The following is a 13,415-nucleotide window of genomic DNA, read 5'->3' as shown; positions in this document are numbered from 1 at the left end:
TGTGCCGCCGGATAGGAATCTTGCGCCCTGGGGACGGGCGCCAACGCGAGGTCAAGACTATGCGCATCGAACGTCGTTTCACGAAGGCCGGCCAGGGCGCCTATGCGGATATAGAATTCCGCAAGGCGATAAGCGAGATCAAGAACCCGGACGGTTCGATCGTCTTCCGGCTGGAGAATATCGACGTTCCCGCACAGTTCTCCCAGGTCGCTACCGACGTTCTGGCGCAGAAGTATTTCCGCAAGGCCGGCGTTCCCACGCGGCTGAAGAAGGTCGAGGAAAACGATGTTCCGTCCTTTCTGTGGCGCTCCGTTGCCGACGATGCTGCACTGAAGAACCTGCCTAAGGAAGAGCAGACCGGCTCCGAGATCGATGCGCGCCAGGTCTTCGACCGTCTTGCCGGCACCTGGACCTATTGGGGCTGGAAGGGCGGCTATTTCACTTCGGAAGAAGATGCTGCCGCCTTCAAGGACGAGCTTGCCTATATGCTTGCCACCCAGCGCGTCGCACCGAACTCGCCGCAGTGGTTCAACACCGGCCTGCACTGGGCCTATGGCATCGACGGCCCCGGCCAGGGCCATTTCTACGTCGATCCTTTCACCGGCAAGCTGACCAAGTCGAAGTCGGCTTACGAACATCCGCAGCCGCATGCATGCTTTATCCAGTCCGTCGAGGACGACCTCGTCAACGAAGGCGGCATCATGGATCTCTGGGTGCGTGAAGCGCGCCTCTTCAAATACGGCTCCGGCACCGGCTCCAACTTTTCGATGCTGCGCGGCGAAGGCGAAAAGCTTTCCGGCGGCGGCCGCTCCTCCGGCCTGATGAGCTTCCTGAAGATCGGCGACCGCGCCGCCGGCGCCATCAAGTCGGGCGGCACGACGCGCCGCGCCGCCAAGATGGTCGTCGTCGATATCGACCATCCGGATATCGAGGAATATATCAACTGGAAGGTCAAGGAAGAGCAGAAGGTCGCGGCCCTCGTCACCGGCTCGAAGATCGTCGCCCGGCACCTGAAGGCGATCATGAAGGCCTGTGTCAATTGCGACGGCGGCGACAACGGCGATTGCTTCGACCCGGCCAAGAACCCTGCCCTCAAGCGCGAAATCCGCGCCGCCAAAAAGGACCAGGTTCCGGAGAATTACGTCCAGCGCGTCATCCAGTTCGCTCGCCAGGGCTACAAGGATCTCGAATTCAAAACCTATGATACGGATTGGGATTCGGAAGCCTATCTCACGGTTTCCGGCCAGAACTCCAACAACTCCGTCTCGATCAAGGACGACTTCCTGCGCGCTGTTGAAAATGACGGCGAATGGAAGCTGACCGCCCGCAAGGACGGCAAGGTCATGAAGACGCTGAAGGCGCGCGACCTCTGGGAAACGATTTCCTACGCCGCCTGGGCCTCGGCCGATCCGGGCATCCACTTCAACACGACGATGAACGACTGGCACACGTCGCCCGCCGGCGGCCCGATCCGCGGCTCGAACCCGTGCTCGGAATACATGTTCCTCGACGACACGGCCTGCAACCTTGCCTCGCTGAACCTGCTGCAGTTCAAGGACAAGGCCACCAAGCGCATCAATATCGGCGATTACGAACATGCTGTTCGCCTGTGGACCGTCGTGCTCGAAATCTCGGTCATGATGGCGCAGTTCCCGTCGAAGCGCATCGCCGAACTTTCCTACGAATACCGCACGCTCGGCCTCGGCTATGCCAATATTGGTGGCCTGCTGATGTCTTCGGGCATTCCCTATGACTCGGCCGAAGCCCGCGCCATTGCCGGTTCGCTGACGGCGATCATGACCGGCATCTGCTATGCAACCTCGGCCGAAATCGCCGGCGAACTCGGGCCGTTCCCGAATTTTGCGCCGAATCGCGAAAGCATGCTGCGGGTCATCCGCAACCATCGGCGCGCCGCTTACGGCGAAACCTCAGGCTACGAGGCCCTGTCGATCGACCCGGTCGCGCTGATCCATTCGGAAAATCCCGACCAGGATCTTGCCGCTCATGCCAAATCGGCCTGGGACAAGGCGCTCGAGCTCGGCGAACAGCACGGCTACCGCAATGCCCAGGTTTCGGTCATTGCGCCGACCGGCACGATCGGTCTCGTCATGGATTGCGACACGACCGGCATCGAGCCCGACTTCGCGCTCGTCAAGTTCAAGAAGCTCGCCGGCGGCGGCTACTTCAAGATCATCAACCGCGCCGTGCCGGAAGCGCTGCGCACGCTCGGTTATTCCGAGAGCCAGATCGCCGAGATCGAGGCCTATGCCGTCGGCCATGGCAACCTGAACCAGGCGCCGGCAATCAACCCGTCGACGCTGAGGGCCAAGGGCTTCACCGATGAGAAGGTGGAAGCTGTCAACGCGGCGCTGAAGAGCGCCTTCGACATCAAGTTCGTCTTCAACCAGTGGACGCTCGGCGCCGACTTCCTGAAGGAGACGCTGAAGGTTTCTGATGAACAGCTCGCCGACATGAGCTTCAGCCTGCTCGACCATATGGGCTTCTCGAAGAAGGACATCGAAGCCGCCAACATCCATGTCTGCGGCGCCATGACGCTGGAAGGCGCGCCCTTCCTGAAGGCCGAGCACCTGCCGGTCTTCGATTGCGCCAATCCCTGCGGCAAGATTGGCAAGCGCTACCTCTCGGTGGAAAGCCATATCCGCATGATGGCGGCCGCCCAGCCCTTTATCTCGGGCGCGATTTCCAAGACGATCAACATGCCGAACGAGGCGACCGTCGAGGATTGCAAGAACGCCTACATGCTGTCCTGGAAGCTCGGCCTCAAGGCCAACGCGCTCTATCGCGACGGCTCGAAGCTGTCGCAGCCGCTCAATGCCTCGCTGATCGAAGACGAGGACGACGAGGACGCACTGGAGGAACTGCTGCAGGCCCCCGTCGCCGCCCAGGCCGTCACCATCACCGAGAAGATCATCGAGCGGGTGATCGAACGCGTTTCGCGCGAACGCGAGAAGCTGCCGAACCGCCGCCAGGGCTATACCCAGAAGGCCGCCGTCGGCGGACACAAGGTCTATCTCCGCACCGGTGAATTCGGCGACGGCCGCCTCGGCGAGATCTTCATCGACATGCACAAGGAAGGCGCTGCCTTCCGCGCGATGATGAACAATTTCGCCATCGCCATCTCGCTCGGCCTTCAATATGGCGTGCCGCTCGAGGAATATGTCGAGGCCTTCACCTTCACCAAGTTCGAGCCGGCCGGCATGGTCATCGGCAACGACGCGATCAAGAACGCCACCTCGATCCTCGATTACGTCTTCCGCGAGCTTGCCGTCTCCTATCTCGGCCGTCATGACCTCGCCCATGTCGATACGTCGGATTTCTCCAACACCGCGCTCGGCAAGGGCATCCAGGAAGGCAAGACCAACCTGCTGTCGACCGGCTGGACCCGCGGCTACAAGCCGACGCTGGTGTCCGGCGCCGGCGGCGAACGCCAGGCGGGCGAACCCAAGGGTGCGGCGACCGCTGCCCCTGCCCGCGCCGCCTCCACCGCCACGGTCACCGCCTTTGCCGGCAGTGCTGCCCGCAAGCTGGAGCCGACGGCCGCTATCTCTACCTCCGAAATCGTTGCCTTCAAGCGCGATTACGAGGAGCGCGCCAAGGAATTGGCCGAGGAGATTGCCGAAGAGGTGATGGAAGAAATCACCAGCGACGCCACTGCCCTCTTCTCCGACAAGGCGGCAGCAGACGCGGCAACGGCCAAGACCGAAGCCAAGAAGGTGGAAGCCGAACGCCGCCAGCGCTCGATCATGCAGGGCTATACAGGCAACATGTGCTCGGAGTGCCAGAACTTCACAATGGTGCGGAACGGCACTTGCGAGAAGTGCGACACGTGTGGTGCGACGAGCGGGTGCAGCTGAGCGGGCTTGTGGTTCTTCAGCGTATGGTATGTATGTTGGAATCGAAGCTAATTCCGGCCAAAAGCCTCTGAAATTGGCCATTTCCGACAGAAGAAATAGCCGACCCGATATAGGAGGCCGTCCGGGCACTAATAGTGCCCGGAGAAGCCTTCGAGGAACAAACGGAGACAGAGTAGCCAAAGGCGGCGAGGACCGCTGTCGCCAATTCGAGTGTCCCCGCGAAGGGTTGCGTCAGAGACTGCCGATCTCCAGGCAAGACCGCTCCAGGAGTAAACACGAAACGAAGCGCTAACCGACGACATCGGCCTCGCGATGAAATGACGCCCAACCCCATGCGGAAACACCGCCTCATCCTTCTACGCCACGCCAAATCTGCCTGGCCCGCCGGTGTGGCAGACCGTGAACGGCCATTGGCGGGTCGCGGGCGCAAGGCAGCGCCCGTCATCGGCACCTATATGGCGCACGAAAAGCTGATCCCCGATCTCGCCCTCGTCTCGCCGGCCCGCCGGGCGCAGGAAACCTGGAAGCTCGTCCGCCAGGCCCTTTCGAAAAAGGTCTCCGAACGCGAGGCGGCTGATATCTACGAGGTGTCGGCCGAGCGCATCCTCGATGTGATCCGGGACGTCGAACCTGATATCCGCACGCTGCTCATCGTTGGCCACAATCCCGGCATGGAGAATGCGGCCTCGCTTATCGTTGCGGACGGCGATGCCGCCGCCGTGGGACGCATGCGGAAGAAGTTCCCGACGGCGGGACTCGCCGTCATCGCCCTCGATCTCGACGGTTGGGACGAGATTGCGGCGGGCACCGGTTATCTCGAGCGGTTCGTAACCCCGCGATCCTTGGGATAATACGACACTATCGGGCTTTGAATTTGGTGGCCATGGTGCCCGGCCCTGATTCCACCCTCGCGCGTCCGAACTGGCCATTCACGGAACAAAAGTTCGACAACTCCGACTTGGCTGGAGAGCCCGTTCTCGGCAACGAATTGGGATCGGTTCTACAAGGTAATCCATTGCGGGCATCTCTCCGACAAGGCGGCAGCCGATGCGGCAACGGCCAAGACCGAAGCCAAAAAGGTGGAAGCCGAACGCCGCCAGCGCTCGATCATGCAGGGCTATACCGGCAACATGTACTCGGAATGCCAGAACTTCACGATGGTGCGGAATGGCACTTGCGAGAAGTGCGATCACGTGTGGGGCGACGAGCGGGTGCGCCTGAGGAATCTCCTGTCGCCTCTGTGCCGCGCCTTGAGAAACTGAACGAACTATTGGCCAAAAACCGCTAGAACTGGCCATTTCGAAAGCTAGACTGGCTAACGCCATAGGTGACTATCTCCGGGGCACTGAAAAGTGCCCGGGGAATGACAAGAGGAACAAATCAGGAAAGTGGCGGCGGGATCGGTCATCGGCGTCGTTGCGGCAGTCCTGGGCGTCGCTGGAGGGGAACTGCTCATTCCCACGCTCATCCTGCTTTTCGGCGTCGATATCGAGGTCGCCGGGAGCCTCTCCCTCGCCGTCAGCCTCCCAACGATGCTAGCCGCATTCGGGCGCTACAGTCGTGACCGCAACTTCTCGGTGATCTGGAGGGAAAGGGGGCTTCGTGCTCTTGATGGCCATCGGCTCGATCTTCGGCACCTACGCCGGCGGCATGCTGCTGGGCGTCGTTCCTGGTTCTATTGTGCTTCCCGCCCTTGCAGCCATCCTCATTGTTTCGGCGATCAAGGAATGGCGCCATTGACGGCAGGTTTCAGGATCTTCCGGACGCCGTTGCTATCGAACTTGATTGCCTGTTCATCCTCGGTGCTGTCGCAAGGAATCCTGCCGTTGCGACCTGCGTGGCCAGTATTTTCTCATGGCAGCCGAGCCATCAGGGGTGGCTGTTGCGGCTGGTCCCCATCAGACGGGAGCGCAGCGCGTTGGACACGGTGTCGAAGACGTAGACGACCATGAGAATCAGCAGCACCATATAGGCCACGTTTTCCCAGTCGGAGTTAGTGCGCATCGCCTCCCACAGCTTCAGACCGATGCCGCCTGCTCCCACTGCTCCGATGATCGTGGCGGAGCGCGTGTTCGACTCCCAGAAATAGAGTGCCTGCGACAGGAAGACCGGCATGATCTGCGGAAGGACCCCGTAGCGTTGCACCGCTGCCGGGGAGCCCCCCACCGAGCGGACGCCCTCGCGCTGCTTTTCGTCGATGTTCTCAAGCGCCTCAGAATACAGCTTTCCGAGCGTCCCCGTATCGGTGAAGAAGATCGCGGCAATGCCTGCAAGCGGCCCCGGTCCGAACGCGCGGGTGAAGAACAGGGCCCAGATCAGCATGTCGACTGATCGAAGGAAATCGAAAAGCCTCTTCGTAAGCTGGTTGGCTGGTCGATTTCGGAAGATGTTACGCGCGGCGAAGAATGACAATGGAAACGCCACGACCATCGCCATGAGGGTGCCCATGAACGCCATGATCACCGTCTGCAGCAACTTCGTCCAGACGTCGAGATGTTGCCAAGAAGGGTTATAGAGGATGTCGTTTACGGCTAGTGAAAGGTTGCTCTGCTTTGGGTCGAGCCGCTCCCCCTCGGTGACCAGCCGGACGACCTCGGCTGATGACTTGCCGAAGAAGGCCGAGTTGGTGTCGAAAACAAAGTTCGCCCAGCCTAGAAACCGCCGGCGGACCCTGACCCGCTCCGCACTGATGTCGGTCCAGCCCGAGAATCCGAAATAGGCGATCACCCGTCCGCCGGGGGATCTCTGCTCCACCCAGGAAGGCAGCGTTCCCTCGGCGCGGACTTCTCCTGCGGAATGGTCGAGCGTCAAGACGACCGTCTCGCCGTCGCGCGTCAGAACGACCTTGTCCGGACTGACATCGATCCTCCGCCCTGTTCCAAGTTCAACGCGAGCTTCGGTAGTGACGTCCTCGGTGCGGGTCTGCGTCACCGCCGCTGCCTGTGCCTGCTGTGGAGCGGACGCCGCAGGCGCCATGAAGTTGAAGCTTGATTTCGGCGCCGCAGGCACCGTCGGCGCGGCCGCGGGGGCCTCGATCACGCGAGTCACCGTCTCCTTGCGTGACTGGATCCAGGACGGGTTTGGATTCGGTCCGATCGGGTCGAAGCGGGAATAGTCGACGGACATGGCGCCGTCCTTCCCGATCGATATCTCCGGTCTGATCTCGTAGGAGACCCAGTCGGCGAGGTAGTTACCGGCGATGCCCCAGTTGGCGTCGTGGACGACCTTGGACACGCCGAAATACCACCAGGCCGAAGCGAGATACAGGATGCAGGCGACTGCGAGCAGCGGGATGCGAAAATGCCGCCAGTCGAAGCGTCGAAAGATTTCCGGATGCCGGGCTTCCAGTGCGTTCATCGCGGCCGCGTCTAGTGTCTTCATAACCGCTCACGCCTCAAATGGAACTGAAGGACTGTTCGCCGACCAGCTTTCGGCGAAGCCACGCGGAAAACTGGTCGATGCTGACTATGGTCAGCAGAAGCAGCAGTACGATGGCCAGAGTCTTTGCCTGATGACCCTGGCCGATCGACAGGCGGAGGAGTTCGCCGATACCGCCGCCACCGACCGCACCAATGATCGTCGAGGCCCGGACGTTAATTTCGAACCTGAGGAGAAAGTAGCTCATGAAATTTGGCATGACCTGCGGCACGAAGCCGAACCACATGCGCTCCGCCCAGTTGGCGCCGACCGATCGCAGACCTTCGTCCGGCCTCATGTCGGCGTTTTCGACGACCTCGTAGAACATCTTGCCGAGGGCGCCGATGGTATGAATAGATACTGCGATCACCGCGGGTATCGGACCAAGGGAGAGGATTGCAAGGCAGAAGCCGGCAATTACCACCTCGGGGAAGGCGCGCAGAACTTCCATCAGCCTGCGCACGGGGCCCCTGATCCAACGACTGGGCGCCGTGTTCTTGGCGGCGAGGAAGCAGAGACCGAAGCCGAGAATCAGTCCGATCAGCGTCGAGACGAGCGCGATGTTCAGCGTCTCGATCATCTTCGCGAAATATTCCGGCATGTAAAAGCCTTGCGTCAGGTACACACGGCCTTCGGGGTAGTTGTATTTGAAGCTTCCGTCGTCGTAGGGCGACGGCAGGTCGAACAGAGCCCGCCATATCTCGGTGCCATCGCGCGGCACGAGGTCCTGCACGAAGTCGAAGAGATGGGGCAGCCGGTCGAAAAACTTTCCAGAGTTCGTCTCGTTCGCGAACCAGAGCGAACCGGAGGCCACGAACAGGAGCAGGCCGACGCAGATGATGGTGTAGAACGCCCGTTGCGACGCCAGTTGGCGGCTATGGCGCTCGATGGTGGCCCCGCCTACGCCAAGCGCGGCTCCGGAGATCGTACTTGGCATGGATTCTTCCGCTGCAGGAAAAGGAACAAGCCCGGCGACGACCGCGTCGTCACCGGGCCGGACATTCGGCATCAGCCGCCGATGGTAGCCTTGCGGGCGTCGATTATCGGCTTGTAGAAGTTGACATTGACTTCCGCGAAGCCCTGGAAGTTGCCGCCCTGGATGGCCGAGAAGCACGCGGGATCAGTCTTCGGCAGGTTCATCATGAAGTCCTTGAACTTGTGCTTCATGTCGGCGTTCAGTGACGAGCGGACGACGACAGGACCGTTCGGGATCAATGGCGACTTCCATAGCTCGACGAGATCGTCCATGTTCAGGATGCCCTTGTCGACCATCTTGCGCAGGTTCCCTGAGGTGTAGCCGTCCTTGAAATCGCCGACGCCCGATCCGAAGGTCGTGCCCGCGTCGAAGTTGCCCTTCAGCACTTCGAGGACAAGGTTCTCATGGCCGCCGCCGAAGCCGGTCGAGCCGAAAAATTCCTTGACCGGGGCGCCCGTGGCTTCGGGAAGCGTGACGAGCGGAACAAGGTAGCCGGACGTGGAGTCAGGGTCGGCAAAACCGAGCTTCTTGCCCTTCATGTCAGCGAGCTTGGCAATTCCGCTGTCCTTGCGGGCGACCATTACCGTGTAGTAGCCCATGGAACCGTCCGTCTGAATCGTTGTCAGGATCGGTTCGACGGCCTCCGGCTTGGCAAGGTAAACCTTGGCGTAGGCGGAAGCGCCGAGTTCGGCGTAATCGAGCGTACCGCCGAGAAGACCCTGGACGACGCCGTCGTAGTCGGCTGCAGGGAAGAGCGATACTTTTTCAACGCCGAGAGCGGATGGCAGCTTCTCCGTTATGCACTGGTAGTTGCGCAGCCGGTCTGCTTCGTTCTCGCCCCCGATAATGCCGATGCGGAACTCCTTCAGGTTTTCCGCCCCGGCTGCGCCCGCGAGGGTCAGAAGCGCGGTAGCGGCAAAGAGTGCTTTCTTGAACATGTGTCTCTCCAGTGGGTCGGTGATACGGAAATTGAGAGGTTGAGAAGTTCCATCGGAAGCTACCGGCGGCCGCGAGGTTAGATGCCCGCCAAAGCCACCGGCTGCAGTTCGCCTTGAGGTCTCGCAGTCGCGGAGACAGGAACATTGATGGACGTCGAAGTCATCGATTCGTCGATCCCGGAGCCGTCCCTGTCGGTGCCGTAGATTTCCGAGACGGCTGCCGCCGTAAGCTCGGAGGGCTTGCCGTCGAACACCACCCTGCCCGCAGCCATGCCGACAATCCGCTCGCAGTAGCTGCGCGCCGTGTCGAGCGTATGGAGGTTGGTGACGACAGTGATGCCTTCGCGTTCGTTGATGTCTCGAAGCGCGTCCATGACGATCTTCGCGTTCAGCGGATCGAGAGAGGCGATCGGCTCGTCCGCCAGCACCATCTTGGGCTCCTGCATGAGGGCCCGCGCGATGGCCACGCGCTGCTGCTGACCTCCCGACAGCGTTCCCGCCGCCTGGAGAGCAGTCTGCTCGATGCCGAGACGCTCGAGCGCGGCAATCGCCATGATGCGCTCCTCGCGTCCGAATATTCCAAGCAGGTTCGCGACCGTCGAACGATGGTTCAACCGGCCGAGCATGACATTCGTGAGGACGTCGAGACGCGGGACGAGATTGAACTGCTGGAAGATCATCGCGCAGTCACGCTGCCACCGGCGAAGGTCGCTCCCTCGGAGCCCTGTAACGTCGACGTCGCCGAACTGGATCTTGCCGGACGTCGGCTCCTGCAGGCGGTTGATCATTCGCAGAAGAGTCGACTTCCCCGCGCCGGAGCGTCCGATGACGCCGACCATCTGCCCCTGAGGGATGGAAAGCGTAACGGCGTCGACTGCGGTCCTGACGCCGAATTTACGCGTGAGTGCTTCCAGCCGCATCCGGTCCCCCATCATTTGGTCCGGGGCTCTGTAGCGGTCTCGCATGAAGCTACGATGTCGGCTGAATGTCAGATTTATGAAAGATGAAGAGCGGCTTCGGTAAGGTCAGATCGACTCGAGCGACACACGCTTCTCAAGCTTTTCAGCGTCTTCCTTGCGTTCGCTGTAACGGTCGGTCAGATACGAAGAGCAGTGGCGCGTCAGCAACGTGAACTTGCCCAGCTCCTCACAGATGTCGACGACGCGGTCGTAGTATGAGGATGGCGACTGATGATTTCGCAGGTCAAGACGTCCCAGCTGAACTTTTGGAGTGTGTTAGAAAGGCAGGACGTCGAACAGCCGTTTGCTTGCCCTCGCCGTCCAAGTGGGCTTCACGCTCCCGGCCGCCAGTGGCGGCCCAGACGATGGAGCCAGCGGCGATGGGTAAAACCGATTGAGCATCGCGTCGCAGACATAGTGCCCCCAATTCGCCAGACGCTCTGTCTCTCTCGCGCCGAGGAAATGAAGATGGGTGCCGACGTCGGAGGGAACGACTGACGACGGCGGCAGCGTGTAGGAGGCATATGGCTTGAGTTCGGCATCCTTGTTGTCGATCGACCAATAGACGCCATGCGTTCTCGCGCGCAGAGCCGATTTTGCGAGGTCGTCGAGGCCAAGCAGATCTGCCCGCTTTGCGGCCTTGAAGCCGCCGATCAGGTCCCGCCGCCTCAACGACCTCACCTGATTGTCCGCCGTGTCGAGCACGCGCTTGAGCTGGCTGAGATAGTTCCAATATCCGCGGTTGGAAGACCGCCAGGGCGCGCCGGCATCGCTGACGAGCAGGCAGTCGCAACGTTTCAGCGCCGGCTCGATGCCGTGATTGTCGTAAACGCCGCCATCGCTCAATATTGCCCTGCCCGGAGCGACAGGTTCGCCGACCGTCTCATCGAGCTTTTCTCTCCTCCATGAAAACTGCGACAGGTCCAAGCGCAGTGGTGACAGCACGGGCGGGAATGCGGCCGAGGCGGCAACTGCGGTCGCAAGCGGAAGCGCCGGATGAAACGAGAGGCCGATCCGGTAGTCCGCGATATAGCGATTGGACATGCGGAAGAGCGAACCGGTGCTGAGATTGCTGGCGCAGAAAACGAACCAGGGCGATCCCGGCAGGTCTTTCAGGCTTGGCGACTTTCCGTCGAACAGATGCCGCCCGTAGAGTTTGGCGGCTTCCTCCGCCGCACTCGAGAAGGGGTTGAACACGCCCTTCAGGAAGCTCGGCCCATCCGCAAAGACCTGGCTGAAGGCCAGGATACGATCCAAATACTCGGCTTTGAAATTGACAGCGACCCCGTTCTGAAAGACCAGCCTCGGCCACACATAGGCCAGCAGTCCGGAGGCGATTGATCCGCCCGATACCGAAGAGATCATATCGAGCTTCGCCAGAAGACCGGCCTCGTTCAGCCTTGCCAGCGATCCCGCATGGAAAAGCATGGCCCGATAGCCGCCGCCCGAAAGGCAGAGGCCGAGTTGATAACGCTCCGCTGACTTCTCGGGCTCGTCGGATCCAGACAAGACGCTGTCTTCCTCGGGACGCTCGTCTTCTGACATGCTCTGTCGTATCACGTTAACAAGGATGGCGACATTCGCTGTATATCAGATCGAGACCCGCGCGAAGGAATGTCATAGCGGATTTGCCAAGAGATTGGCGTCCGGCCTCCTTCATTTCGATCCACAGGCCGAGCCCTCTGCAGGGTTGCATGATCAGTCTTGCAAAACATCCCTCGCGATGTTCAATAACGCGAGCGAAGGCGGGGGAATCAATGCGTCACATCGTGGCTGGGTTGTTGTTTCTATGCGCATTTCCTCTGTCCGCAGCGGAGATTATGCGAGAGCCGTTGGAAGGTGACACGGACCTGATCTCGGTCACGGGCGTCTTAAACGAAGGTGATGAAATCGTTTTCAGAAACGTGGCCGCGGCCCCCAACAACGCGCTGGTATTTCTAAACAGCGAGGGCGGGGATCTCAAAGCCGGCATTGAGATCGGACGCGCGATCCGTCTTCGGAACTTTGCCACGGCCGTCCCTCCGGGAACCTTGTGCGCTTCAGCTTGCGCCCTCACCTGGCTTGCCGGTTCGCCGCGCATGCTTGAGGCCACATCCAATCTCGGCTTCCATGCAGCCTATCGCGTGATAGATGGCAAGGCTACCGAAAGCGGCGTCGCCAATGCCCTGGTTGGCGCCTATCTCAATCAGCTGGGACTGCCCGACACCGCGATCGCTTACGTGACGTCAGCGCCGCCTGAAGGCATCGAGTGGCTGACGCCCGCCAAGGCACAAGGCGTCGGCATCGCCTATGATACGGTTCAGCTGGACGCGGCGGATGCGGCGTCCGACGATGGCAAGACGTTTCCGTATGATCCGATGGGCACGGTGACGGCGTTCTACTCCGCGCTCGCGGTGGCCGACGGTGAAACGGCTTCGGCTCTGGTCATTCCGGAAAAGCGCGGCAAAGGCCCCTTCAACGAAGCTTCGATCCACGCTTTCTTCGGTGCGATGTCGCAGCCGCTCAAACTCACGGGCACTGCGCTGCGCGGCGATAATGATGTGCGGGTTTCGTACGAATATCACCCGTGATGGACGGCGCTGTCAGGGCCGGGCTGATGTCCAGACCACTTACGCCTTTGGCAAGACGCTGGTCTCGAAGATTACGGCACTGGACGGCTGCTAAGCAATAGCTTTCGCATGACCACAGTCGCCGCAGATGATGGCCTCGCCTTGAGGCAAGCTGCCACCATGTCGCCTGCACCGAAGCATTTGACCAGCGAGGCACTTCGTGACTTCTATCTATGACAATCACGCCCTCGACCTGACGAGCGATCCCGATTTCTTCTCCCTTCTCACCGGCAGCTACAAGCGCATCGTCGGCCGTCCTCTTGCCCAGGACGGACAGGGGCCGGACTGGCTTTACAACTCTGCTCCTTTCGTGGTCCTCGCGCACAATACCGAGCCCGATCCGCGTTTCATCTACGCGAACAGGACGGCGCAGAGCTGCTTCGAATATAGCTGGGACGAATTCATCACGCTGCCGTCGCGGCTTTCGGCCGAGCAGCCGGATCGCGCCGAGCGTCAGCGGCTGCTGGATAGCGTCACGCGCGACGGTTTTGTCGAGAATGGCCGCGGCCTCAGGATCGCGAAATCGGGGCGGCGTTTCTGGATCGAGAACGTGACCGTCTGGCAGCTTATCGACGAAAGCGGCAAACGGTTGGGCCAGGCTGCGATATTCCCTTCGTGGCGGGACGCATAGTCTCGCCGGC

9 protein-coding genes and 3 pseudogenes are annotated in these 13,415 nt (G+C 60.9%); 6 read left to right on the top strand and 6 right to left on the bottom strand.

Annotated elements, in window-relative coordinates:
* Positions 1-59 precede the first annotated feature (59 nt).
* The 4 genes and pseudogenes from A7X77_RS13670 to A7X77_RS32310 form a co-directional block, all read left to right on the top strand.
* Positions 60-3,875, top strand: coding sequence for a vitamin B12-dependent ribonucleotide reductase (locus A7X77_RS13670; protein WP_064683450.1), 3,816 nt, complete (start codon positions 60-62; stop codon positions 3,873-3,875).
* 317 nt (positions 3,876-4,192) lie between these two features.
* Positions 4,193-4,726, top strand: a complete 534-nt coding sequence (locus A7X77_RS13665; protein ID WP_064683449.1) for a SixA phosphatase family protein — start codon at positions 4,193-4,195, stop codon at positions 4,724-4,726.
* Positions 4,727-4,903: 177 nt separating this feature from the next.
* Positions 4,904-5,096 (top strand): annotated as a pseudogene (locus A7X77_RS33070) (hypothetical protein); the annotation flags it as partial.
* Positions 5,097-5,263: 167 nt separating this feature from the next.
* A pseudogene (locus A7X77_RS32310) lies at positions 5,264-5,615 on the top strand (TSUP family transporter); the annotation flags it as partial.
* Between the two features lie 129 nt (positions 5,616-5,744).
* Here the strand turns inward: A7X77_RS32310 and phnE (A7X77_RS13660) are convergent.
* The 6 genes and pseudogenes from phnE (A7X77_RS13660) to A7X77_RS13640 form a co-directional block, all read right to left on the bottom strand.
* Entirely contained in the window at positions 5,745-7,256 is a 1,512-nt protein-coding gene (gene phnE / locus A7X77_RS13660; protein WP_064683448.1) for a phosphonate ABC transporter, permease protein PhnE, read from the bottom strand.
* A gap of 13 nt (positions 7,257-7,269) precedes the next feature.
* On the bottom strand, positions 7,270-8,229 hold the full coding sequence (gene phnE, locus A7X77_RS13655) for a phosphonate ABC transporter, permease protein PhnE (RefSeq protein ID WP_064683732.1): 960 nt from the start codon (positions 8,227-8,229) through the stop codon (positions 7,270-7,272).
* A 71-nt stretch (positions 8,230-8,300) separates the two neighbouring features.
* A complete protein-coding gene (phnD, locus tag A7X77_RS13650; RefSeq protein ID WP_064683447.1) occupies positions 8,301-9,206 on the bottom strand; it encodes a phosphonate ABC transporter substrate-binding protein in 906 nt (301 codons plus the stop codon).
* Between the two features lie 77 nt (positions 9,207-9,283).
* Entirely contained in the window at positions 9,284-10,126 is an 843-nt protein-coding gene (gene phnC / locus A7X77_RS13645) for a phosphonate ABC transporter ATP-binding protein (RefSeq protein ID WP_156668109.1), read from the bottom strand.
* Positions 10,127-10,231: 105 nt separating this feature from the next.
* A pseudogene (locus A7X77_RS33940) lies at positions 10,232-10,393 on the bottom strand (arsenical resistance protein ArsH); the annotation flags it as partial.
* Positions 10,394-10,441: 48 nt separating this feature from the next.
* Positions 10,442-11,710 (bottom strand): patatin-like phospholipase family protein, encoded by a 1,269-nt coding sequence (locus A7X77_RS13640; RefSeq protein WP_064683445.1) that lies wholly within the window; start codon positions 11,708-11,710, stop codon positions 10,442-10,444.
* Positions 11,711-11,922: 212 nt separating this feature from the next.
* Here A7X77_RS13640 and A7X77_RS13635 point away from each other — a divergent pair, with 212 nt between their 5' ends.
* Both A7X77_RS13635 and A7X77_RS13630 read left to right on the top strand, forming a co-directional pair.
* Entirely contained in the window at positions 11,923-12,735 is an 813-nt protein-coding gene (locus A7X77_RS13635) for a hypothetical protein (RefSeq protein ID WP_245293747.1), read from the top strand.
* A 199-nt stretch (positions 12,736-12,934) separates the two neighbouring features.
* A complete protein-coding gene (locus tag A7X77_RS13630; RefSeq protein ID WP_064683444.1) occupies positions 12,935-13,405 on the top strand; it encodes an MEKHLA domain-containing protein in 471 nt (156 codons plus the stop codon).
* Positions 13,406-13,415 lie beyond the last annotated feature (10 nt).

Origin of the sequence: Rhizobium bangladeshense (assembly GCF_001662075.1) — a bacterium.
GTDB classification, from domain to species: Bacteria; Pseudomonadota; Alphaproteobacteria; order Rhizobiales; family Rhizobiaceae; genus Rhizobium; species Rhizobium bangladeshense_B.
Note: the sequence above shows the minus strand (reverse complement) of the source record. Positions and strands in the feature narration are given on the sequence as shown.